Origin of the sequence: Serratia sp. S4, from assembly GCF_000347995.1 — a bacterium.
GTDB classification, from domain to species: domain Bacteria; phylum Pseudomonadota; class Gammaproteobacteria; order Enterobacterales; family Enterobacteriaceae; genus Serratia; species Serratia quinivorans.
In genome coordinates, this window is the sequence record NZ_KB661120.1 from 4,377,521 (window position 1) to 4,401,228 (window position 23,708).

24 protein-coding genes are annotated in these 23,708 nt (G+C 55.0%); 13 read left to right on the forward strand and 11 right to left on the reverse strand.

Translation table 11 applies throughout. From position 1 onward, the window contains the following. The first annotated feature begins 61 nt into the window (after positions 1-61). Positions 62-1,612 (forward strand): polynucleotide adenylyltransferase PcnB, encoded by a 1,551-nt coding sequence (gene pcnB, locus SERS4_RS0121090; protein ID WP_071593043.1) that lies wholly within the window; start codon positions 62-64, stop codon positions 1,610-1,612. Continuing rightward, positions 1,612-2,112, forward strand: a complete 501-nt coding sequence (folK, locus tag SERS4_RS0121095) for a 2-amino-4-hydroxy-6-hydroxymethyldihydropteridine diphosphokinase (RefSeq protein ID WP_017893931.1) — start codon at positions 1,612-1,614, stop codon at positions 2,110-2,112. The genes pcnB and folK overlap by 1 nt, the downstream gene beginning before the upstream one ends. Positions 2,113-2,138: 26 nt before the next feature. On the opposite strand, the gene qseC is transcribed toward folK, so the two are convergent. Together qseC and qseB are read right to left on the reverse strand one after the other, a co-directional pair. Continuing rightward, the gene (gene qseC, locus SERS4_RS0121100) at positions 2,139-3,497 is read right to left on the reverse strand and encodes a quorum sensing histidine kinase QseC (protein ID WP_017893932.1); all 1,359 of its coding nucleotides are present in this window, start codon (positions 3,495-3,497) and stop codon (positions 2,139-2,141) included. Next, a complete protein-coding gene (gene qseB, locus SERS4_RS0121105) occupies positions 3,494-4,156 on the reverse strand; it encodes a quorum sensing response regulator transcription factor QseB (protein WP_017893933.1) in 663 nt (220 codons plus the stop codon). The genes qseC and qseB overlap by 4 nt, the downstream gene beginning before the upstream one ends. Positions 4,157-4,325: 169 nt before the next feature. Between qseB and panB the strand changes: the two genes are divergently transcribed. From panB to panD, 3 genes are all read left to right on the forward strand, one after another. Next, positions 4,326-5,120: a 3-methyl-2-oxobutanoate hydroxymethyltransferase gene (gene panB / locus SERS4_RS0121110; protein WP_017893934.1), complete on the forward strand. Its 795-nt coding sequence runs from the start codon at positions 4,326-4,328 to the stop codon at positions 5,118-5,120. Positions 5,121-5,144: 24 nt separating this feature from the next. Next, positions 5,145-5,999 carry a pantoate--beta-alanine ligase gene (panC, locus tag SERS4_RS0121115; protein ID WP_017893935.1) on the forward strand — a complete coding sequence of 285 codons (855 nt, stop codon included), beginning with the start codon at positions 5,145-5,147 and terminating at the stop codon, positions 5,997-5,999. A 298-nt stretch (positions 6,000-6,297) separates the two neighbouring features. Continuing rightward, positions 6,298-6,678: an aspartate 1-decarboxylase gene (gene panD / locus SERS4_RS0121120; protein WP_012146695.1), complete on the forward strand. Its 381-nt coding sequence runs from the start codon at positions 6,298-6,300 to the stop codon at positions 6,676-6,678. Positions 6,679-6,717: 39 nt separating this feature from the next. Here panD and SERS4_RS0121125 read toward each other — a convergent pair whose 3' ends face one another. The 3 genes from SERS4_RS0121125 to SERS4_RS0121135 form a co-directional block, all read right to left on the reverse strand. Then, positions 6,718-7,998 carry a polysaccharide deacetylase family protein gene (locus SERS4_RS0121125; protein ID WP_017893937.1) on the reverse strand — a complete coding sequence of 427 codons (1,281 nt, stop codon included), beginning with the start codon at positions 7,996-7,998 and terminating at the stop codon, positions 6,718-6,720. A gap of 221 nt (positions 7,999-8,219) precedes the next feature. Further along, complete coding sequence (locus SERS4_RS0121130; protein ID WP_012146697.1) at positions 8,220-8,990, reverse strand: ABC transporter permease; 771 nt, start codon at positions 8,988-8,990, stop codon at positions 8,220-8,222. Next, entirely contained in the window at positions 8,987-9,910 is a 924-nt protein-coding gene (locus SERS4_RS0121135) for an ABC transporter ATP-binding protein (RefSeq protein WP_017893938.1), read from the reverse strand. Before SERS4_RS0121135 ends, SERS4_RS0121130 begins: the two co-directional genes overlap by 4 nt. A gap of 236 nt (positions 9,911-10,146) precedes the next feature. On the opposite strand from SERS4_RS0121135, the gene can reads away from it, so the two are divergent. Next, a complete protein-coding gene (can, locus tag SERS4_RS0121140; protein ID WP_012146699.1) occupies positions 10,147-10,803 on the forward strand; it encodes a carbonate dehydratase in 657 nt (218 codons plus the stop codon). 37 nt (positions 10,804-10,840) lie between these two features. Here the strand turns inward: can and hpt are convergent, their stop codons facing one another. The 4 genes from hpt to cueO form a co-directional block, all read right to left on the reverse strand. After that, positions 10,841-11,377: a hypoxanthine phosphoribosyltransferase gene (gene hpt / locus SERS4_RS0121145; RefSeq protein WP_012146700.1), complete on the reverse strand. Its 537-nt coding sequence runs from the start codon at positions 11,375-11,377 to the stop codon at positions 10,841-10,843. A 112-nt stretch (positions 11,378-11,489) separates the two neighbouring features. Further along, positions 11,490-11,777: a type II toxin-antitoxin system RelE/ParE family toxin gene (locus SERS4_RS0121150; RefSeq protein WP_017893940.1), complete on the reverse strand. Its 288-nt coding sequence runs from the start codon at positions 11,775-11,777 to the stop codon at positions 11,490-11,492. Continuing rightward, complete coding sequence (locus SERS4_RS0121155; protein WP_017893941.1) at positions 11,777-11,968, reverse strand: hypothetical protein; 192 nt, start codon at positions 11,966-11,968, stop codon at positions 11,777-11,779. Before SERS4_RS0121155 ends, SERS4_RS0121150 begins: the two co-directional genes overlap by 1 nt. Positions 11,969-12,071: 103 nt before the next feature. Beyond that, a complete protein-coding gene (cueO, locus tag SERS4_RS0121160) occupies positions 12,072-13,691 on the reverse strand; it encodes a multicopper oxidase CueO (protein WP_017893942.1) in 1,620 nt (539 codons plus the stop codon). A gap of 221 nt (positions 13,692-13,912) precedes the next feature. Between cueO and SERS4_RS0121165 the strand changes: the two genes are divergently transcribed. From SERS4_RS0121165 to SERS4_RS0121195, 7 genes are all read left to right on the forward strand, one after another. Continuing rightward, a complete protein-coding gene (locus SERS4_RS0121165; RefSeq protein ID WP_037410781.1) occupies positions 13,913-14,260 on the forward strand; it encodes a YacC family pilotin-like protein in 348 nt (115 codons plus the stop codon). Positions 14,261-14,370: 110 nt separating this feature from the next. Beyond that, positions 14,371-15,234, forward strand: coding sequence for a polyamine aminopropyltransferase (speE, locus tag SERS4_RS0121170; protein ID WP_026142522.1), 864 nt, complete (start codon positions 14,371-14,373; stop codon positions 15,232-15,234). Positions 15,235-15,261: 27 nt separating this feature from the next. Next, positions 15,262-16,056, forward strand: coding sequence for an adenosylmethionine decarboxylase (gene speD / locus SERS4_RS0121175; RefSeq protein WP_012146704.1), 795 nt, complete (start codon positions 15,262-15,264; stop codon positions 16,054-16,056). Positions 16,057-16,243: 187 nt separating this feature from the next. Continuing rightward, entirely contained in the window at positions 16,244-17,143 is a 900-nt protein-coding gene (gene yhfZ, locus SERS4_RS0121180) for a GntR family transcriptional regulator YhfZ (protein WP_017893944.1), read from the forward strand. Between the two features lie 15 nt (positions 17,144-17,158). Further along, complete coding sequence (locus tag SERS4_RS0121185; RefSeq protein ID WP_017893945.1) at positions 17,159-17,527, forward strand: PRD domain-containing protein; 369 nt, start codon at positions 17,159-17,161, stop codon at positions 17,525-17,527. Between the two features lie 60 nt (positions 17,528-17,587). Continuing rightward, a complete protein-coding gene (locus SERS4_RS0121190; protein ID WP_017893946.1) occupies positions 17,588-18,754 on the forward strand; it encodes a YhfX family PLP-dependent enzyme in 1,167 nt (388 codons plus the stop codon). Continuing rightward, entirely contained in the window at positions 18,747-19,982 is a 1,236-nt protein-coding gene (locus SERS4_RS0121195) for a phosphopentomutase (RefSeq protein WP_017893947.1), read from the forward strand. Before SERS4_RS0121190 ends, SERS4_RS0121195 begins: the two co-directional genes overlap by 8 nt. 43 nt (positions 19,983-20,025) lie before the next feature. Here the strand turns inward: SERS4_RS0121195 and yacL are convergent, their stop codons facing one another. Then, positions 20,026-20,388: a protein YacL gene (gene yacL / locus SERS4_RS0121200; RefSeq protein ID WP_012146709.1), complete on the reverse strand. Its 363-nt coding sequence runs from the start codon at positions 20,386-20,388 to the stop codon at positions 20,026-20,028. A gap of 139 nt (positions 20,389-20,527) precedes the next feature. After that, complete coding sequence (acnB, locus tag SERS4_RS0121205) at positions 20,528-23,125, reverse strand: bifunctional aconitate hydratase 2/2-methylisocitrate dehydratase (RefSeq protein ID WP_017893948.1); 2,598 nt, start codon at positions 23,123-23,125, stop codon at positions 20,528-20,530. Between the last annotated feature and the right edge of the window lie 583 nt (positions 23,126-23,708).

Consider the following 23,708-nt stretch of genomic DNA (forward strand, 5'->3'; position numbering starts at 1 on the left):
GCTATGATTAGCCGCTATTTTTTGTTAGCGCCATTTTTATCAGACACTATCGAGGTGTACCATTTTTACCCGAGTAGCCAATTTCTGCCGTAAGGTGCTAATCCGCGATGACAAGCAACCGCGCGACGATGCGCCGGTCAGCGATAAAAACGTAGTCCGCGAAGAAAGCGTGGTGGCGGAACAGCCGGCCGCGCCGCAGCGACGTTCCGTCGAACGCGGCAGAGAAAGCCCTGCCCGCCGGCCGGCACCGCGTAAACGCCCCCCTTTTCCTGCCGCAGAGGGAACCGGCTCAATGACCGTGATCCCACGCGACCAGCATTCCATCTCACGTAAAGACATCAGTGAGAATGCGCTGAAGGTGCTGTATCGCCTGAACAAATCCGGCTTCGAAGCCTATCTGGTCGGTGGCGGCGTACGCGACCTGCTGCTGGGCAAAAAACCGAAAGATTTCGACATCACCACCAACGCGACGCCGGAGCAAGTGCGCAAGCTGTTCCGCAACTGCCGTCTGGTTGGCCGCCGCTTCCGCCTGGCCCACGTGATGTTCGGGCCGGAAATCATTGAGGTTGCCACCTTCCGTGGTCACCACGAGCAGCAAACGCCGGAATCTGACAAAAACTCTTCCCAGCAGGCCCAAAACGGCATGCTGCTGCGCGACAACATCTTTGGTTCGATCGAAGAAGATGCCCAGCGCCGCGACTTCACCATCAACAGCCTATATTACGGCGTAGCAGACTTCACCCTGCGTGATTACGTCGATGGCCTGCGCGATCTTAAACAGGGCGTGATCCGCCTGATTGGCGATCCGGAAACCCGTTACCGTGAAGACCCGGTGCGTATGCTGCGCGCGGTGCGTTTTGCCGCCAAGCTGGACATGACCATCAGCGATGAAACCGCCGAGCCAATCCCGCGCCTGGCGTCCTTGCTGCATGAGATCCCGCCGGCGCGTCTGTTTGAGGAGTCACTCAAGCTGCTGCAGGCAGGCTACGGTTACCCGACCTATCTGAAACTCTGTGAATACCAGCTGTTCCAACCGCTGTTCCCGCAGATTGCACGTCACTTCACGCCGGGTCAGGACACGCCAATGGAGCGTATTTTGGCGCAGGTGCTGAAGAACACCGACTACCGTCTGCAAAACAACATGCGCGTCAATCCGGCGTTCCTGTTTGCTGCTATGCTTTGGTATCCGCTGCTGGAACATGCGCAGAAACTGGCGCAGGAAAGTGGGCTGGCGTACTACGACGCCTTCGCGCTGGCAATGAATGATGTGTTGGACGAGCAGTGTCGTTCGCTGGCCATCCCGAAACGCATCACCACGCTGGTTCGCGATATCTGGCAGTTGCAGCTGCGTCTGTCCCGTCGTCAGGGCAAGCGTGCGCACAAGCTGATGGAACATCCGAAATTCCGCGCCGCTTACGATTTGCTGGCGCTGCGTGCCGAAGTAGAAGAAAACCAGGAGATGCTGCGTCTGACCGAATGGTGGGGCGAGTTCCAGGAAGCCACACCGGCACGACAGAAAACCATGTTAAGTACTTTGGGTGACGATCCGGCACCGCGCCGTGCGCGTCAGCGCCGCCCTCGCCGTCGGACGCCGCGTAAAGAAGGAGAATAATGATCCGCGTTTATATCGCGCTGGGCAGTAACCTGGCGCACCCGCTACAGCAGGTGAAAGCCGCACTGGAAGCGCTGGAGCATCTCCCGCGCACCCGGTTGATCGTCTGTTCTTCGTTTTACCGCACCAAGCCGCTGGGGCCGCAGAACCAGCCGGACTTTCTCAATGCGGTGGTGGCACTGGATACCTTGCTGCCCGCCGAACAGTTACTCGATCACACCCAGGCGATTGAACGCAATCAGGGCCGCGTGCGCAAAGATGAGCGCTGGGGCCCACGCACCCTCGATCTGGATATCATGCTGTATGGCGAACAAGTGATCCATACCGATCGCCTGACGGTGCCGCACTACGGTCTGAAAGAGCGTGAGTTTATGCTCTATCCGTTGGCAGAAATCGCCCCCGAGTTAGTCTTCCCGGACGGCGAATCGCTGGTCAGCTGCCTGAAGCGCGTGCCGCAAAACGGCATGGAGCTCTGGCACCAACCCAGGCAAAAAGCCTGAGTCAGCGCAGGATATACAGAGCGCCCCTACAGCGCTACCTGAGCAACAAAGCCCCCTTCAGGCCGATTGGCAAAGCTAACCCGCAGTCCGTGTAAACCGGCAATGCGTTGCACAATTGACAACCCCAACCCGCTACCGGTCTGTTCCTGACCCGGTGGACGATAAAAACGCTCCCCCAACCGCGCCAGATGTTCCGTCGTCACGCCCGGGCCATCGTCTACCACCGTCAACAGACGCTCTGTCAGCCTCACCGTGACCGTACCGCCCGTCGGGGTGTAACGCACCGCATTATCCACCAGATTGCGCACCAGCAGCGACAGCAGCAACGCTTGCCCCTGTAACGGTGGAGGCATGCCCTGCTGTTCGTAACGTAGCGTGACGCCGGCCGCATGAGCATGGCGATCCTGCTCGGCCAACGTCATCGGTACCAGTTGGCTCCAGTCGGCAGCTTCCAGCTCGGCGAGGTCTGACAGGGAATCCAACCGCGACAGCGTCAGCAGTTGATCCACCAACCGGGTGGCGCGATCGATACCTACAGTCAGATTGCCCAGCGCATGCTCACGCATCTGCTCGTCATCACCGGCCAGTTGTACCACTTCCGTTTGCACCCGCAGCGCCGCCAACGGGCTACGCAGTTCGTGGGCGGCGTCAGAAGTAAAACGGCGTTCACGCACCAACAGCGCATTGATTCGGGCAAACAGAGCATTGAGCGCATCGACTAATGGCCGGACTTCGGTCGGTACCTGACCGCCATCCAGCGGCGTGGCATCGTCCGGTGCGCGTTTACGCAGCCCGGCAGCGACGGTGCGCAATGGCCGCAGCTCGCGCCCGACCATCAGCGCAATCAGCAGCATCAGCATCGGCAGCGTCACCAGCCACGGCACCAGTTGCCCGGTTACCATACCCAGCGCCATATCCCGGCGATAATCCCATTCCTGCCCCACCACGATGCGATAACGGCCATCCGGGCTGGTCAGCCACAGCAGCCGCCAACTGTCGTCATCGCCCTTACGTTCTCCGTCGGTGAAACCTTCACGGTCGCCGTCAAAACGGAAATCTGCCCCGTTCTCCCCGTCGTTGAGCAGCATCTTGCCGCTGCGGTCGAAGATGGCGAACGCCAGCGCATCATCATCCTGCTCGCCACGCTTGCCGTGATGCACCAGTTTTTTGGTTTTCGGCAGGCTGCGCACGCTCTCGTCTGCCAACAGATCGCCCAGATTGGCGGTTGCCAGCCGTTTGGCAAACAGCATCTGCTGGGTATCGAAGACTTCGTTGATGGTATTGCGGCTCATCTTCCAGGCCACCAGGCTGGCAGCACACCAGGTCAATAACGCCAGCAGGCTGAAAATCAGGATCAATCTCAACCGCAGACTAAGATGTTTCACGCGTTGTCCCCCAGCGTATAACCCACGCCGTGTATGGTGCGGATAAACCCGTTACCCAGCTTGCGCCGCAGATGATGGATATGCACCTCCACCGCGTTGCTGCTGACTTCGTCGTCCCAGTTGTACAGTTTTTCCTGGATCAGCGGCCGTGCCAATACCCGCCCCTTGTTATGCAAAAACAGCTCCAGCACCGCCAATTCACGCGGGGTCAGCGTGACTGCCTCACCGTCGCAGCTCACGCTACGGGTTGCGGTATCGAACACCACATTGCCATGGACCAGTTGCGGCATCAGTTGGCCGTGACGACGGCGGATCAAGGCCTGCAGGCGCGCGGCAACCTCCGTCAGGGCAAAAGGTTTGCACAGGTAATCATCGGCACCGCTTTGCAGGCCGCTAACCCGTTGCTCCAGTGCATCACGCGCGGTCAGGATCAGCACCGGCACGTCATGGCCGGCCTGCCGCCACTGACGCAACAGATCCAGGCCATCGAGGCCCGGCAGGCTCAAGTCGAGGATCACCGCATCGTAAGGCGCGCTTTCCAGCGCATTTTTGCCAACCAGTCCATCGGTAAACCAGTCCAGGTTAAAGCCCAACCTGGTCAGCCCGGCCTTGATACCGTCGCCGATTAACTTGTCATCTTCTATCAGCAGAATTCGCATGTGCGTCCTTTTTTAGCCATTGCCGCCCATTACACCACAAGGTTCTTAAGAACCACTTAAGCATTATGATCTGCGCTACCCACCCCGTTAGGGTTACAGTAGAATGACAGCACTTTTTTGCAGCCAGGGCCCTGCGCACGCCGCGCGACCCTATTCAGGAGACGACGTGATGAAACCCACCACCGTGACCCATTTGCACCAGTGGAAGCAGGAACAGCGCAAGTTTGCTTCCCTCACCGCCTACGATGCCAGCTTTGCCAAACTGTTTGAAGAGCAAGGCGTTAAAGTGCTGCTGGTGGGCGATTCACTGGGCATGACGCTGCAGGGCCACGACTCCACCCTACCGGTCACCGTCGCCGATATCGCCTATCATACCCGTGCCGTGCGCCGGGGTGCTCCGGCCTGTCTGCTGTTGGCCGACCTGCCCTTTATGAGCTATGCCACCCCACAGTTGGCCTGCGCCAATGCCGCCGAGCTGATGCAGGCCGGTGCCAATATGGTGAAGCTGGAAGGCGGCAGTTGGCTGTGTGAAACGGTGAAAACACTCACCGAACGCGCGGTACCGGTCTGCGGCCATCTCGGCCTGACGCCGCAGTCAGTCAACGTATTCGGTGGCTACAAGGTGCAAGGCCGCGATGAACTTGCCGCCAAGCAACTGCTGGAAGATGCAAAAAATCTGGAGCTGGCCGGTATCCAACTACTGGTGCTGGAGTGCGTACCAACCGAACTGGCGCGCAAGGTCACCGAAGCCCTGACCATTCCGGTGATCGGCATTGGTGCCGGTAACGCCACCGATGGACAAATCCTGGTGATGCACGACGCCTTCGGCATTACCGGTGGCCACACGCCAAAATTCGCTAAAAACTTCCTGGCACAGAGCGGCGATATCCGCTCGGCGGTGCAACAATATATTCAGGACGTAGAGCAAGGCATTTACCCCGCTGAAGAGCACTCTTTCAACTAAAGTGTCCGCGTTAGGAGTTATGGAATGGTAATTATCGAAACCCTGCCGCTGTTGCGTCAGCAGATCCGCCGCTGGCGTCAGGATGGGAAACGCATCGCGCTGGTGCCGACCATGGGCAACCTGCACGAAGGTCATATGCGGCTTATCGATGAAGCCCGCGAGCGTGCCGATATCGTGGTAGTCAGTATTTTCGTCAATCCGATGCAATTCGAACGCCCTGAAGATCTGGCCAGTTACCCACGCACCCTGCAGGAAGACAGCGAGAAACTAACCCGCCGCGGCGTCGAACTGGTGTTCGCCCCGGCGCCGGCCGATGTCTATCCGCAGGGGCTGGAACAGCAAACCTATGTCGACGTACCGGGGATTTCCACCATGCTGGAGGGTGCCAGCCGTCCGGGCCACTACCGCGGCGTCGCCACTATTGTCAGCAAGTTGTTCAATCTGGTGCAGCCGGATCTGGCCTGTTTTGGCGAGAAGGACTATCAGCAACTGGCGCTGATCCGCAAGATGGTGGCGGATATGGGCTACGACATCAACATTGTTGGCGTATCGACAGTACGGGCCAAAGATGGTCTGGCGCTCAGCTCACGTAACGGTTACCTGACTGCCGAAGAGCGGAAAATCGCCCCACAGCTCAGCAAAATCATGAATGCGCTGGCCGAACAGCTCAGCAACGGTGAACGCCACGTCGACGAGCTGCTGGAACAAACCGCAGAGCACCTGCGCAACGCCGGGTTCACCCCGGATGAGCTATTTATCCGCGACGCCGACAGCCTGCAACCGCTGGGTGTTGAAAGCCAACGTGCCGTGGTGTTAATGGCCGCCTGGCTGGGTAAAGCGCGGCTGATCGACAATCAACAGGTTGACCTGACGCTGTAGGTTTTTGCATATTTGGTACCGCTGTTACCGGGAAAGTAATAAAAAATCTACCCTAATGGATTTCGAGTTGCAGCTAGGCGGCAAGTACGGGAATCCCCAGGAGCTTACTCAAGTAAGTGACTGGGGTGAGCGACAAATCTGTCGGGAACAGATTTGAACGCTGCTTGCAGCGGCCCCTAAGGGGCAAGACCCACGGATGGGTCTTGTAAAGCAGCCAACAACGCTGCAGCTTGAAAGACGAAGGGTATAAACGCCACCTCAATCGCCTGTGAAGGCTGATACTTAGTTAGGTAAAGTTATGATACGTACTATGCTGCAAGGCAAGCTGCATCGGGTGAAAGTGACTCAGGCCGACTTGCACTATGAAGGCTCCTGCGCGATTGATCAGGACTTTCTGGAGGCCGCAGGCATTCTGGAATATGAAGCTATCGATATTTATAACGTTGATAACGGTCAGCGTTTCTCAACCTATGCCATCGCCGCCGAACGCGGTTCGCGCATTATTTCGGTCAATGGTGCGGCAGCACGCTGCGCCTGCGTGGGCGACAAACTGATCATCTGCTCCTACGTACAGATGAGCGATGCCGATGCCCGCCAACACCGCCCGAAAGTTGGCTACTTCGAGGGTGACAACCACCTGCAGCGCAAGGCAAAAGCCGTGCCGGTTCAGGTCGCATAAAAGTAAAAACGGGCGCTGTCGGCGCCCGTTCCTTCCTGATTATTGCACCACCAGCGTTCCTGGCTTATTGGCTATTCTGTCCGCCATGGTCTGAATCGAGTCGGTGCGCAAGATATACAGCCGTTTCAGCGTATAGGGGTTATCCCCCGGTTTCACTTTGCCCTGCACCGTGGTCACCGCCATATGAAAACCGGCGTCTTTCGCAGCCTGTATCGCCCGCTGATTGTAGCCGCCAAATGGGTAGGAGACATACAGCACATGCGGATTAAACTGCGACAGCGCGCGGCGTGAGCGCTCAAAATCGAATTCAATATTGTGCAGTGAACGACTGAGCAGGATCGGTTGACGATTACCGTCGGTACGATGCAGGAAATGGGTATGTGACTGCACGTCGAACACGTCCTGAATCTGCTTCAGCTCGGAAATGCTCATAAACTGCAGCGAATCTGGGTTCCACTTCTGCGGGTGACGCTTGATGCGTGAAGAAATAATAAACGCCGTGGCACGGAAGCCGTAATTCTTCAAGACCGGGTAAGCGTAGCGATAGACCGATTTCAGCCCGTCATCAAATGTCAGCACCACCGCCCTGCCCGGCAGATTGATCTGGTTTTTCAGGTAGGCTTCCAACTGATACAGGGAAATAGTGTCGTAGCCCGCCTGCTTCAAATAGGTCATCTGGTTACTGAACGCCACGTCAGAGGTGGTCGTCGAGGTATGGCGGAAGCGCTTGTTCTCTTCGTTTTTCAGCAGATGATGATAGGTCAGTATCGGTATACCGGTGTCAATCTCACAGTCCAGCTCACTGACATAACCCAGGCGATCGCCAATATTGACCTCATACCAGGTGTTGTTGAGCCGATCTTTCAGCTTGCCGATAATCGGGTAGCGCAGGTTCTGTTCCAGTACACCAAACACATCGCTGGTGTTATCCGCATCGGTATAGACGTTGATCGCCTTCTGCGTGATCAGGTTCTGGTTAGTCAGCGGTTTATTCAACTCCCCCAGATCGTCTTTCACCTTGCGTGATTTTTTAAGCTCTCGCACATCGTCTTTATCGATAAAACCCGTGCCGTGGCCGAATTTGAACTCGTAATATTCCGCATCCGCCGGGAACACCTGGATCAGTTGCCCCTGCTTCACTTCACCGACAGGAATGACATGCTCGCCAATCAGCGAATAAACCTCACTGTCGCGTTGCGCTTCCATATATTCGGATTTAACGGCACTGTCTTCCGACAACAAATTGGCCAGGCTTGCCGGGGCGACAAGGGACAACAGAATGCCGAGTAACCCAGCCGCTATCTTGTGTGTAGACCGCATGGTTATGTTCTGCTTACGAGTGCGTATACCCGTCGCTTTTCCAGCCGCAACTTGAAATTCATAGGGTATATAACAAAATGGAGAAAATGTGGAGCGCCAGCATAGCACGATTTGAATGGCGGGGAGAAAGGGGTTATTTGAGCAATTCTATTGATTTACAGGCTACTTGCTTCAGGTCAGGTAAAGCGTCCCCGTACGCAATGTCCGGGGACGCTGGTTAATCAGGTACGCAGACCGCGACCGCGCTCAATCAGGTACCAGGACAGCAGGTAGAACACCGCAATGAACGCCACCAGCACCGTCATGGTCAGCGTCAACGGCACGTCGCTGATGCCCAGGAAGCCATAGCGGAATCCGCTGATCATGTAGACAATCGGGTTCAGTTTGGACACCGCCTGCCAGAACGGCGGTAGCAGCGTCAGCGAGTAAAACACCCCGCCCAGATAGGTCAGCGGCGTCAGCACGAAGGTCGGGATCAGGCTGATGTCGTCAAAGGTGGTGGCAAACACCGCGTTGATCAGCCCCGCCAGCGAGAACAAAATCGCCGTCAGCAGCAGCGTGGCGACAATCACCCACCAGGCATGCACCTGCAACGGCACGAAGAACAGCGAAATCACGGTCACCAGCACGCCGACGCAAATACCGCGCGCTACGCCACCACCGACGTAACCGGCAATCACCACGTGCGTCGGTACCGGTGCCACCAGCAGCTCTTCAATATTGCGCTGGAATTTGGCGCTAAAGAACGATGACGCCACGTTGGCATACGAGTTGGTGATCACCGCCATCATAATCAGGCCGGGGACGATAAACTGCATGTAATCAAAACCGTGCATCTCGCCAATGCGTGAACCTATCAGGTTGCCGAAGATGATGAAATACAGCGTCATGGTGATCACCGGCGGCACCAGCGTCTGGATCCAGATGCGGGCAAAACGGTTGATCTCTTTAGCCCAGATGCTCTGCAAGGCCACCCAATACAAACGCATCATGCTTTTTCTCCATTACCGTTAACCAGAGTGACAAACAGCTCTTCCAGCCGGTTGGCCTTGTTACGCATGCTCAGTACCTGAACGCCCTGCGCACTGAGCTGGGCAAACAGGCCATTCAGGCCCTGTTCGCGCATCACTTCCACTTCCAGCGTTGAGGTGTCCGTCAGGCGATGGCGATAACCGTCCAGCTGCGGCAACGGGCTTTTCGCCGCCAGATCGAGGATGAAGGTTTCAGACTTCAGCTTGGCCAACAGGCCTTTCATCGAGGTGTTTTCCACCAGCTCACCGTTTTGGATAATGCCGATATTGCGGCACAGCATTTCTGCTTCTTCCAGATAGTGGGTGGTGAGAATGATGGTGGTGCCCTGGGCATTAAGCTCTTTCAGGAAGCCCCACATCGAGCGGCGCAGCTCGATATCTACCCCGGCGGTCGGTTCGTCGAGGATCAGCAATTTTGGCTGATGCATCAATGCGCGAGCGATCATCAGGCGGCGCTTCATCCCGCCAGATAACATGCGGGCACGTTCGTCGCGCTTGCCCCACAGATCCAGCTGGGTCAGGTATTTTTCCGCCCGCACCAGTGCCTCACGGCGGGTCACGCCATAGTAGCCGGCCTGATTGACCACAATCTGCATCACGGTTTCGAACGGGTTAAAGTTGAACTCCTGCGGCACCAGCCCAAGTTGGCGCTTGGCGTTGACGATGTCTTTATCGATGTCGTAGCCGAACACCCGTACGCTGCCGGACGTCTTATTAACCAGCGAGCTGATAATGCCGATGGTAGTGGATTTTCCGGCGCCGTTAGGCCCCAGCAAGGCGTAGAAATCCCCCGCCTCGACGTTCAGGTCGATCCCGCGCAATGCCTTGACGCCACCGGCGTAAGTCTTGGTGAGCTGCGCTATTTCCAGTGCATAATTCATAAGTTAAAAAGTACCTTGTGACGATGAGTATGCTGCTGCGTCTTGTAATGAAGGTGATGTTATCATCAGCAGCGTTTTCACTGAGGCAAATCCGTGCGGAAAATTCAGGTTCCATCCCGCCTTACTGTATAAAAAGTGGCTGAATACCCTCTAGCGTAGCTGTTCCGATTTCCAAACTGTGACGCTTGTCCTATATTACCCCAACGCAATCTGTCCGTTACAGGTCTATAACCTCCATGAAAGAAATCGAAAAGCTTATCGCTAATAACCATACCTGGTCGGCTAACATCAGCAAGGAAGACCCGAACTTTTTTGAACGTTTGGCCCAGGCGCAGAAGCCTCGCTTTTTATGGATAGGTTGTTCAGACAGCCGCGTTCCCGCGGAAAGACTGACCGGGCTGGAACCGGGTGAACTCTTTGTTCACCGTAACGTGGCCAACCTGGTGATTCACACCGATTTAAACTGCCTGTCGGTGGTGCAGTACGCCGTCGACGTTCTGGAAGTTGAGCATATTATTATCTGCGGTCACCTGGGCTGTGGTGGCGTAGAGGCCGCGGTTGAGAACCCTGAGCTGGGGCTGATCAACAACTGGCTGCTGCACATTCGTGACCTGTGGTACAAGCACAGTTCACTGTTGGGTGAGCTGGAGCCAGAACAGCGCCTCGACGTACTCTGTGAAATCAACGTGATTGAGCAAGTCTATAACCTGGGCCATTCCACTATCATGCAGTCAGCGTGGAAACGCGGGCAGAAAGTGATGATTCACGGTTGGGTGTACGGGATCCAAGACGGACGTCTGCGGGATCTGGAAGTTGCAGCCACCAGCCGGGAAAGCCTGGAAATGGGCTATCGCAAGGCGATGGCTACACTGCAGCAGGATAAGGGTATTTAATCCTGTCAGGGGCGCGGCAAACCGCGCCCACCGCATATTACTCGTCCAGCAGTACCACTTTGCCGACGTACGGCAAATGGCGATAACGCTGAGCGTAATCGATGCCATAACCCACCACGAACTCGTCCGGGATCGGGAAGCCCACGTACTCCACCGGCACTTCGACTTCACGACGTTCAGGCTTGTCCAGCAGGGTGCAAATCGCCAGTGATTTCGGCCCGCGCAGCGCCAGAATTTCGCGCACTTTGTTCAGCGTATTGCCAGAGTCAATGATGTCTTCGACGATCAGCACGTCTTTGCCACGGATGTCTTCATCCAAATCCTTGAGGATTTTCACGTCACGGGTGGTGGACATGCCACTGCCGTAGCTGGAGGCGGTCATAAAGTCGACCTCATGCGGCACTTCAATGGTGCGACACAGATCGGCCATGAACATAAAGGAACCGCGCAGCAGCCCGACCAGCACCATATCACTGCCGCTATCGCGGTAATCTTCGGTGATCTGGCGGCCAAGTTCAGCAATACGGGTCTTAACTTCCTGCTCGGAAATCATTACTTCTACAGTGTGTTTCATAGTTTTCAGGTCAGTTGCCGGAAGAAGGGCGCAGAGTTTAGCATAGCCTGAAGCCGCTGGCGACGCGAGTGCGCCGCCCGTTGAATCTGGCGGGTTCAGGTATCAACTAAGTTTAGGGTATAGCTCGAGGGTATTCCTGACGGGCATGAAGCACACTTAACACCTCGATATGCTCCGCTAATACGCGATAAATCACTATATAATTTGGGTGTACCACTATTTCCCGAGTTCCGGCTACGCGCCCGGTTCGGAACAAATACGGATGTTCAGTTACTGGAATGACCGATTCTTCTATACGCTGCATCAGCGACTCAGCAGCAACTGGATTTTGTTCCGCGATAAAAGCGATCAGGGTATATAAACCCGTTTTTGCCTCGTCAGTCCATTTGACGGTCAGCATCAGGCTGATTTTCTTTTAGCTTTAGCTTCTTCGATAATCTTGCGGGCACCGGCCATGACTTCATCATGAGGGATCAAAGGGGCGCTACTATTGATTGCAGCTTCAACCTGGCTCCGAAACCAACGGTCGTAGTGGTCAGCCTGCTCTTGAGTTTCAAACTCCGAGACGATAGGGTCCAATTTTGTCGACATAATGCTTCCCTCCATAGCTGATATTTTAAGCAGTATAGCCACTTCCCAAGGCCAAACCAAGCGTGGCGACGCGAGTGCGCCGCCCGGTTTTCCATGGGGGTGATCAGTCGGTGACGGTAAAGCCCAGCATCATGCCGGTATCTTCATGTTCCAGCAGGTGGCAGTGGGCCATATAGGCATGATCGCTATTGGCTGAGTGATCAAAGCGCACCAATACCTCACTGCGCCAACCTTCGACCCGCACCGTGTCTTTCCAGCCGCTGCGGTGAGCCGCCGGAGGTTTGCCGTTTTCCGACAGGATGCGGAACTGGGTGCCGTGAATATGGAACGGATGCAGCATCATGTCGCCCTCACCCGAAATGGTCCATTTTTCGTATTTGCCGCGCTTGGCCTCAAACATCGGCTTGGTCATGTCGAAGGCCTTGCCGTTGATCATATTGGCATGGCTGAAGTCGAACGACTTGGCACCATGATCCATCCCTTTCATATTGCCATGGTCCATCCCCTTCATACTGCCATGGTCCATGCCTTTCATGCCGGCCATATCACCACCGTCTTTAGGCATGCTGCCGTGGTCCATGCTCATGCCGGCCATGGCCTGATGGCCGTAGCGGTCCATCAACGCCTGCATACCCAGCTTATCCAACTGCGGGTTCATCATCAGTTGCAACCAGCGCTCCTGGATCCCGCTTACCGCCGGTATTGCGGGCAATTTGACCAGGCTGTCCGGCATGCTCTTGATACCCTGCGCCAGCGAAGGCTGAATATGCAATACCGGCAGCGGCTGGTCGAACGGGGCCAGCGTCATGCCCATCTGTTTAACCGGCAGCGTAACAATATCGAAAGGCTTGCCGTCGGAGGCATCCACCAGCACTTCAAAGCGTTCGCCCATCAGCATCGACAGTTCGGTCAGCTTGACCGGCTCGGCCAAAAAGCCGCCGTCGCTGGCGATCACGTAGAGCGGCCGATTATCGCTGGTTGCCAGATTCAGTGAACGCGCATTACAACCGTTGAGGAAACGCAAGCGCAGCCAACCGCGCGGTGACACATGCCGTGGATACTGGGCACCGTTGGTGAACATACGGTCACCGAACCAGCCTACTGCGGCACTCATTACGTCCAGTTGGTATTCAATCTGTGCATCTTTACCCAACCGCTTGTCCTGCAGGATCACTGGAATATCATCCTGCCCCCAGGTTTTAGGCAGCGGCAACTTGCTGCTCTCGTCGTCTTCCAGCAGAACCAGCCCCGCCAAACCCATCATCACTTGCTGGCCAGTCTTGCCGTGAGTATGCGGATGGAACCAGCAGGTGGCTGCGGGCTGTTCGACCTTGAACTGCACCCTGCGCGTGGTACCTGGCTGAATCAGTGCCTGCGGGCCGCCATCAACGTCACCGGGGATTTCCAGGCCGTGCCAGTGAACGGTACTGGCCTCCGGCAAGCCATTGCGAATATCCACCGTCACCGGTTTGCCGCGCTGCAATCGCACCGCAGGCCCCAATAACGCCCCATTAACGCCCCAGGTTTGGGTCGCCTTGCCCGGCAGCCAGTTCATTTCGCCGGTTTGCAGCGCCAGCGCAATGTTCCCTTGTGCGTCCGGCATCAACAGCGGCGGGATCGGCAACGCCGGCAGCTCGGCTGCCCACACGCCCCGGCTCCACAAGGGTAAAGCACTTGCCGCGGCCAGCGCGGCGGTCAATTTGATAAAATCACGGCGTAACATCGCTGACTCCCTTTTTCAGTGATCGGCACTTAATGCGGCACAAGCTGCACTGCAACTTGAAAGAGTATGGGTATAGATTGATCTGTTCGCAGCCTAAACCCTCCCCTTAGCGGAAGGTCAAGCCTTTGCTGCTGGTTATGTTACCTGCCGGTAATAAAATTTGGTGCCTTTACAGGCAAGTGTGATAACGTCTGTGGACAATAAACAGGTCTATTTTCATGATGAAAAAAACAACGTTACTGGTGCTGCTGCTCACCATGCTGGGGTTCTCCAACGCCAGTCTGGCGCTGAATGAGTCTGAGGCGGAAGATCTGGCCGATCTGACGGCGGTCTTTATTTATTTGAAAAATGACTGCGGCTACAACGATTTGCCCAATGCACAAATCAAGCGCGCCATCGTTTATTTCGCTCAGCAAAACCGTTGGGATCTGACCAACTATAATAGTTTTAATATGAAGGCGCTGGGTGAAGACAGCTATCGCGATCTCAGCGGGATCGCCATCCCTACCCCCAACAAGTGCAAATCCCTGGCGCGCGACTCGCTGAGCCTGCTGGCATACGCCAACTAATCCCCCCGCCTTGCGCTACCTCTGTTTGAAATTCAGCCGTGCATCACCAGGCAGAGTTAGCTATGATGTTGCGCCAATTTTTCATGGCTGTTATTACGGAGTCCCCGCACATGACCCAGAAAGAAATTTGGTATGAAACGCTGCATGCCAACTTCGGCCAGTACTTCTCGGTAGAGAACGTGCTGTATCGTGAGAAGACCGAGCATCAGGATTTGGTGATTTTTGAAAACCCGGTTCTGGGGCGCGTGATGGCGCTCGACGGCGTGGTGCAAACCACCGAGCGCGATGAGTTCATCTATCACGAAATGATGACCCACGTACCGCTGCTGGCCCACGGCCAGGCGAAGAAAGTGCTGATCATCGGCGGTGGCGACGGCGCCATGCTGCGCGAAGTCAGCCGTCATCAGGGCGTAGAGCAGATCACCATGGTTGAGATCGACGCCGGTGTGGTCGAGTTCTGTCGCCAATATCTGCCTAACCACAATGCCGGTGCTTATGACGATCCGCGCTTCAAGCTGGTGATCGACGACGGCGTCAACTTTGTTAATCAGACCGATGAAAAATTCGATGTGATTATCTCTGACTGTACCGATCCCATCGGCCCCGGCGAAAGTCTGTTCACCTCAGCATTCTACGAAGGCTGCGCGCGCTGCCTGAACGAAGGCGGCATTTTTGTTGCGCAGAACGGCGTGTGCTTCCTGCAGCAAGACGAAGCGGTCAATAGCCACACCAGGCTGAGCCAGTACTTCAAGGACGTCAGCTTCTATCAGGCGGCGATCCCGACCTATTACGGCGGTATCATGACCTTCGCCTGGGTGAGCCAGGATCCGGCGCTGCGCCAGCTTGATCTGACCACGCTGCAACATCGCTTTCATCAAAGCGGCTTAAACTGTCGTTATTACAACCCGGCAATTCACGCGGGCAGCTTTGCTCTGCCGCAGTATTTGCTCGACGCACTGAACGTTTCACGTTAAGCGAGAAGATAAAGGAGGTGAACCAAATTGCATAAGCTAAAACTGCACGGCTTCAACAACCTGACCAAGAGCCTGAGTTTTTGTATTTACGATATTTGTTACGCCAAAACCGCGGATGACCGCGCTGGCTATATCGCCTACATTGACGAGCAATACAACGCCAATCGCCTGACCGAGATCCTGAGCGAAACCTGCTCGATCATTGGCGCCAATATTCTGAACATTGCCCGCCAGGACTATGAACCTCAGGGTGCCAGCGTGACCATTCTGGTCAGCGAAGAGCCGGTGGATCCGAACGATGTCGATACCTCGGAACACCCAGGCCCGCTGTCAAAAACGGTGGTTGCCCACCTGGACAAGAGCCACATCTGCGTTCATACCTATCCGGAGAGCCATCCGGAAGGCGGTTTGTGCACTTTCCGCGCCGATATCGAAGTGTCGACCTGCGGCGTGATTTCACCGCTTAAAGCGCTGAATTACCTGATCCACCAGTTGGAATCCGACATCGTTACCATGGACTACCGCGTGCGTGGCTTTACCCGCGACGTGAACGGCGTGAAGCATTACATCGATCATGAGATCAACTCGATCCAGAACTTTATGTCTGATGATATGAAGGCGCTGTACCACATGATGGACGTGAATGTTTATCAGGAGAACATCTTCCATACCAAGATGTTGCTGAAGGATTTCGATCTGAAGCACTACCTGTTTAACGCCAAACCGGATGCGCTGAGTGCCGCCGAACGTAAAGAGATTACCGATCTGCTGTGGAAAGAGATGCAGGAAATCTATTACGGGCGCAATATTCCGCATCTGTGATAAGTAACGGGTGCGGCATGCCGCACCCTACTCTTAAATGCCTGTCTGTTTTCGCCCAAACCATAAGCCTCATTCGTCTACCTCTCTGAGTTATGTGATCCCTCTCCCATTATCATTTTTTGCCGATTGCCTGATCGGCCGGGAAGATAGAAGATTTAAATCTTCACAAAAATGAAAATTAAAAAAGATGAGCAAGGCATTTATTAAGAAGGAAGGTCTGGCGTTAGTCAGCCTGGCACGCTACCTGTTCGGACTGGCACCGGGTGCCCGTCTGAAAACCATTGATGAGCTGTCCAGCGAACTGAATCTCTCGGTCGGCGTGGTACAACACGCCTTGAAGACCCTGGAAACCGCGTCTTGCGTTACGCTGGAGCGTCGCGGCAGGAATGGTACCCTGCTTAGCAACATGAATTATCCGGCCCTGCTGGAGCAAGCGGATATCGGCAATATAGTGTGTGCCATGCCATTGCCCTACACCCGACTGTATGAAGGACTGGCCAGCGCGCTTAAGGCCCAGTTTGAGGGTTACCCACTCTATTACGCCCATATGCGCGGTGCAGATGTCCGCATTGAATGCCTGATCGACGGCGTTTATGACATGGCGGTCGTCTCCCATCTTGCCGCAGAAAGCTACTTGCGCGATGGCAAAGTCACTGCGGCAATGATGTTGGGGGCCGGTTCTTACGTTGACGGGCATCAGTTGGTTTATCGCAAAGGCGAAAAACAGAATATCCGTCGTATTGGTCTGGACTCTCGTTCGCCCGATCAGCGTTTGCTCACGGAAGTGGTATTTGCCGGGCAGGATATTGAACGCATTAACCTGCCTTATAACGAATCGCTGACGCGGATTGAGCGGGGAGAAATAGATGCAACGGTGTGGAACGTAACCGAAGATCTCGACAGTCTGAATCTGGTCAAGGAACCCCTCAATCATTACCCGGTAAGCATTAAGGCTTCCGAAGCCGTCCTGCTGGTGCGCAATGATGACCGGGTGATCCCTCATCTGGTCAAGACGCTGGTTAACCTGCAACAGCTATTGGCACATCAGCAAGAAGTCAAAAAAGGCACCAGAGAACCCAGTTACTAACTCAGGAGCAGCAAAATGGAAGCACGTCTGCAGATTTTACATGATGCCCAGGTCATCGATACTGAGGTCTATATCGGTATGCTTGAGGTCGTTAAACGGCTCGAGCAGCATTGGCAGCTTAATATCCGCCATAGCCAGGGCGAAATGATGATTACCCATATGGCCAATGCCATGACGCGCGCACGCCGCGGGGAAATCATCGCGGCAATCGATCCGGAGCTATTAGATGAGATAGAAGCATCAAACGTCTTTGCCAACATCCGGGAAATCAACAGCGACCTGCTGAGTCTATTCCCATTTGCGATTCCAGATTCTGAACTCGGCTACCTACTGGCTAACGTTTTTGGCCTGTATCTCGCTCAGGCAGACAGCAGCACAGTGTGAAGTTTTGGTTACGCCTTAAATATTCAAAAAAATGAATTAATAGCACACATCGAGGGACCTATGTTTCTAAATGCGCTGGAAAAACAAAACCCTGCCCTGATTGATGCCGCTGTTCACTTTTGGCGTAACGGCGCTATCAAGCCGGATTGCTACGTTATCGACGTCGACCTGGTATTGGAGAATGCCCGGCTGTTACAGGAATGCGCTGAGAAACTGGGCCTTTCGCTGTACCTGATGAGCAAACAGTTTGGCCGCAATCCGCTGCTATGCCAGCTGCTGTTGAAGCAGGGTTATCAGGGCATTGTCGCCGTTGATTTTAAAGAGGCGCGTCAACTTTGGCAGCAGGGTTTACCGATAGCCCACATTGGCCATCTGGTGCAAACGCCCGTCAATATGATTGATGAAGCCATTGCCCAGCGTCCAGAAGTCATTACCGTTTATAGCGTTGAAAAAGCACAGCAGATCTCCACTGCGGCGCTGCGCCAAAATCACCGGCAGGCGCTGCTACTGAAAGTTCAGGATAAAGGCGACGTGGTCTATCCGGGCCAGGAGGCGGGTTTCTTATTGGCAGAACTGCCGGACGTGATTAATAAAATCAGCAGGATGGCAGGCGTTGAAATTATTGGGGTCACTCACTTCCCCTGCATGCTATTCAACGAGCAACGGCAAACTACCGAGGCAACCCCCAATCTCGCCACATTAGCCAGGGCAAAAAACCTGCTGGAACAACAGGGTATTGAAGTTCGCCAAATGAATGCCGCTTCGGCAACCTGCATTGAAACCCTGCCCAAACTGGCCGCTGCCGGCGTGACCCATACCGAACCCGGCCATGCCCTGACGGGCACGCAGCCCGCGAATCAGTACGGCGGCGGACCGGAAAAAATAGCCATGCTTTATCTTTCTGAAATTTCGCACGGCCAGGACAACATCAGTTTCTGTTACGGCGGTGGTTACTATCGCCGCGGCCACCTGCAAAACGCGCTGGTGCTCGACGGCCAATGGCAGCGCTGTCGCGTACTGCCGATAGATAGCGACAGCATCGATTATACGCTGCCATTAGCAGGACGCTGGCCTGTCAGCAGCCCGGTGATTATGTGTTTTCGCACTCAGGTTTTTGTAACACGCAGCGATGTGGCGCTGATAAGCGGTATTCAAATGGGTAACCCTCAACTGTTGGGGGTGTTTGATAGTCTCGGTAACGACCTGGCAAGGAGCCATCATGGATAAGTTTGTGGTTTTGGTCATTGATAGTTTTGGCGTGGGCGCGATGGGAGATGTTCCCGAAGTGCGCCCACAGGACATTGGGGCCAATACTTGCGGCCATATTTTGCAACGGTTGCCCAATCTGCAACTGCCTATGCTGGAAAAGCTCGGTTTGATCAATGCGCTGCATATCGCCGAACCCGGCCATCGCGTCAGCGCCATGCACGAAAGCCCGACAGCGGCTTTTGGCGTTGCGCTGCTGCAACACGAGGGCGGTGATACCTTCATGGGGCATCAGGAGATCATGGGAACCCTGCCGCTTCCTCCGGTGCGCATGCCCTTCTCTACCCGGCTTGAAAAGGTTGAACAGGCACTAAAGACCGAAGGTTTTAAGGTCGAACGCTATCAGGCTCACAACAGCGAATTGCATTTACTTTGGGTCAACGACGCTGTCGCCATTGGTGACAACCTCGAAGCGGATTTAGGCCAGGTGTTTAATGTCTGTGGCAATCTCTCGGCCATCAGTTTTGAACAGGTTGAAAAAATTGGTCGGGTGGTGCGCAGTTGTGTCGAAGTGGGCCGGGTTATCGCCTACGGCGGCTTGCTGGAAAGCAGTGAACAAATCCTGGCGGCGGTGGAAGTCAAAGATAACCGCTTTATCGGCATCAACAGCCCAAAGGCCGGGGTTTATCGGAACGGCTTCCAGGTGATCCACTTGGGCTATGGGGTCGATGCCAGCGTTCAGGTACCGCAACAATTATACCAGCAAGGCATTTTGACCGTCCTGGTAGGGAAAGTGGCCGATATTGTCGAAAACCCGCAGGGGCGTAATTATCAGCAGCTGGTTGATTCGCAAACCATTCTGGATATCACCCTCGATGAATTGCAGCGCCCGGCGCCGGCGTTTATCTGCACCAATATTCAGGAAACCGATCTTGCCGGTCATGCGCAAGATGCAGAACGTTACGCCGAACGCCTGCAGCTGGTCGATGCTTCACTGGCAAAACTCATCTCCGCGATGGATGGAAGCGATTGTCTGGTCGTCATGGCTGACCACGGTAACGATCCAACCGTCGGTCACAGCAAACACACGCGAGAACAGGTTCCCCTGTTGATTTTTCGCCCAGGACAAGCGGCTTGCTCACTCGGTATTCGCACCACGCTTTCTGACGTGGGGGCAACAGTTTGTGAGTTCTTCAACGCTAAAGCTCCCTACAACGGCCGCTCATTTCTGGCCGCGCTTAACGCTTAGCGCCTAATGTACAGGGGCACTCTCACTGCCCCTGCCGGCACAATCAGTATTTCAGCATAAAAGAACGGTAGGCCTTCAGCACCTGCAGAAAATCTTCGACGCCGCAGAATGAGAGGCTTTCTTCGTCATAATAATTCATCCCCTCCTCCATCTCTTCGCCTTCAAACTCCAGCAGATTGGCACGGATCATCACTTCTTCGCCGTCCATCAGCAATGTGTATTCATGGCCTTCCAACTGCCATTGACGCTCGCTGCCTTTCACTTCCGCCGCACCGGCTTCAATGCGATCCAGCAGGTTAAAATCGCCTTTGAGTTCTTCGTTGATCCAGTGGCCAATAACCTCATGCCCCATCGAAAATCTGACGATCACCTGTCCGGTCACGTCACGCAGAAATTCGTAATCCATAGCACGCCCTCCTGAGCCCTTTCTCTTAGTGTAAACATTAATTCATGACTAACTCAGTGAGCGCTCGCAAAGTTGGCAACTGAGAAAAATAAAACGGGAGGCCAAGGCCTCCCGTTAAACAGTTGCGCAATATAGCGACTTAAACAGCGGTTTGGAAGATCACGCCGTCGGCTTTTTCAGTGTACTGACCCAGTTGGTCAAAGTTCAGATAGCGGTAAGTATCCGCCGCCGTTTTATCAACCTGCGCCATGTACGTCTGGTACTCGTCCGGCGTTGGCAGGCGGCCCAGCAATGAAGCCACCGCTGCCAGTTCTGCAGACGCCAGATAGACGTTAGCGCCAGTACCCAAGCGGTTCGGGAAGTTACGGGTAGAGGTGGAAACTACCGTCGCACCATCAGCCACACGCGCCTGGTTACCCATGCACAGTGAACAACCCGGGATCTCGATGCGCGCACCGCTCTTGCCGAATACGCTGTAGTAGCCCTCTTCGGTCAACTGAGCTGCGTCCATCTTGGTTGGCGGTGCTACCCACAGACGGGTCGGCAACTGGCCCTTGTGCTGATCCAGCAGCTTGCCGGCAGCACGGAAGTGGCCAATGTTGGTCATGCAGGACCCGATGAACACTTCATCGATCTTGCTGTTGGCTACGTCAGACAGCAGACGCGCGTCATCCGGATCGTTTGGCGCACACAGGATTGGCTGAGTGATCTCTGCCAGATCGATCTCGATCACCGCAGCGTATTCTGCATCCGCATCGCCTTCCAGCAGTTGCGGATCTGCCAGCCATTTCTGCATGCCCTGGATACGACGCTCCAGCGTACGGCGGTCGCCGTAACCTTCGGAGATCATCCACTTCAGCAGTACGATGTTGGAGTTCAGGTACTCTTCGATCGGTGCCTTGTCCAGTTTGATGGTACAACCGGCAGCGGAACGCTCGGCGGAGGCGTCGGTCAGTTCGAACGCCTGCTCAACCTTCAGCTCCGGCAAACCTTCGATTTCCAGAATACGGCCGGAGAAGATGTTCTTCTTGCCCTTCTTCTCAACCGTCAGCAGACCCTGCTGGATGGCGTAGTAAGGAATGGCATGCACCAGGTCGCGCAGCGTGATACCCGGCTGCATTTTACCTTTGAAGCGCACCAGCACCGACTCAGGCATATCCAGCGGCATCACGCCGGTGGCGGCAGCAAAGGCGACCAGGCCTGAACCCGCCGGGAAGGAAATACCGATCGGGAAACGGGTGTGGGAGTCACCACCGGTACCCACGGTATCCGGCAGCAGCATGCGGTTCAGCCAGGAGTGGATAACGCCGTCGCCAGGTCGCAGCGATACGCCACCACGGTTCATGATAAAGTCCGGCAGCGTATGGTGAGTGGTCACATCAACCGGTTTCGGGTACGCGGCAGTGTGACAGAACGACTGCATCACCAGATCGGCGGAGAAGCCCAGGCAAGCCAGGTCTTTCAGCTCGTCACGGGTCATCGGGCCGGTGGTGTCCTGAGAACCGACGGAGGTCATCTTCGGCTCGCAGTATTCCCCCGGACGCACGCCGGCAACGCCACAGGCGCGGCCAACCATTTTCTGCGCCAGCGAGAAGCCTTTGTTGCTGGCTGCCACTTCTTTGGCAATGCGGAACACATCGCTGTGCGGCAGACCCAAAGATTCACGTGCTTTCGTGGTCAGGCCACGACCGATGATCAGCGGAATACGGCCACCGGCGCGCACTTCGTCGAGCAGCACGTCGGTCTTCAGTTCGAAGTTGGCAATCAGTTCACCGGTTTCATGGTTACGCACTTCACCCTTGTACGGGTAAATGTCAATCACATCACCCATGTTCAGGTCATTGACGTCCACTTCAATCGGCAACGCACCGGCATCTTCCATGGTGTTGAAGAAGATAGGCGCAATTTTGCCACCCAGCACCACACCGCCACCGCGCTTGTTAGGCACGTGCGGGATGTCGTCGCCCATAAACCACAGCACCGAGTTGGTGGCGGACTTACGGGATGAACCGGTACCGACCACGTCACCGACATAAGCCAGTGGGAAGCCTTTTTTGTTCAGCAGTTCAATCTGCTTGATCGGGCCAACGCTGCCCGGCTGATCCGGCACTATGCCTTCACGTTCGTTTTTCAGCATTGCCAGGGCGTGCAGCGGGATATCCGGGCGCGACCAGGCATCCGGTGCCGGTGACAGATCATCGGTATTGGTTTCACCGGTGACTTTAAACACGGTAACGGTAATTTTTTCCGCCAACTGCGGACGCGACAGATACCACTCGGCATCGGCCCAAGACTGCATAATCTGTTTGGCGTGTGGGTTACCCGCCTTGGCTTTCTCTTCTACGTCGTAGAAGTTATCAAACATCAGCAGCGTATGAGACAGCGCTTTGGCGGCAATTGCAGCCAACTTTTCGTTATCCAGCGCGTCAATCAGCGGATGAATGTTATAGCCGCCCTGCATGGTGCCCAACAGTTCAATGGCTTTCTCAGGGGTAATCAGGGGGGAGGTTGCTTCGCCTTTGGCGATGGCCGCCAGGAAACCTGCTTTAACATAGGCGGCTTCGTCGACGCCTGGGGGTACACGGTTAATCAGCAGGTCTAACAGGAATTCTTCTTCGCCTTTTGGCGGATTCTTTAATGATTCAACCAGCGCTGCCATTTGGGTGGCGTCTAACGGCTTAGGGACGATGCCCTCTGCAGCACGCTCGGCTACGTGCTTACGGTATTCTTCTAGCACGACATTCTCCTCGCTCTCATTGTCATTTATTGTGCCTGGCGTTCTCTATTCAAACCGGGTTTAGCGCACGGTATTGATGCCATTGATCCTGACGGGGCACTGCTGTCGATGTCCTGGACTGTAAGTTACAGTGCCCGGTTCCGCTCAGCCAGCATATCAGGATTTGAATTGGTTGTTAATTCGTTCACATAAAAGCAACATTAAATCTTTGCTGAATCGTTGAGTACAGTGTAATCGGCTGCGGCACAGGCTAGCCGCGGCTGCAGGTTGGGTCCGTCTACAACAAAATCAAGCCTGACGAGCACAACACAATACCCACTCACTTACAATGGTTATTGGTCGCGAATAGTAAAATTTGGGAGCGTAAGGCACAAAAAAACCGCCGTTAAGGCGGTTCTGTTGTTCCGTTCGGTGTTAGCAGGCACCTTACGGATTTCTTACATCGTTAAAGAACGATACAAGCGCTACCGAGCCAAAACATTGTGCGCAACATCGTTCAAAAAATCAACTAAACAATGTTATCAATCTCGTTTTGTAGATATTCTTTCTATGGGTCTGTTCTGCCGGTTTAGCCGTCGGTCAT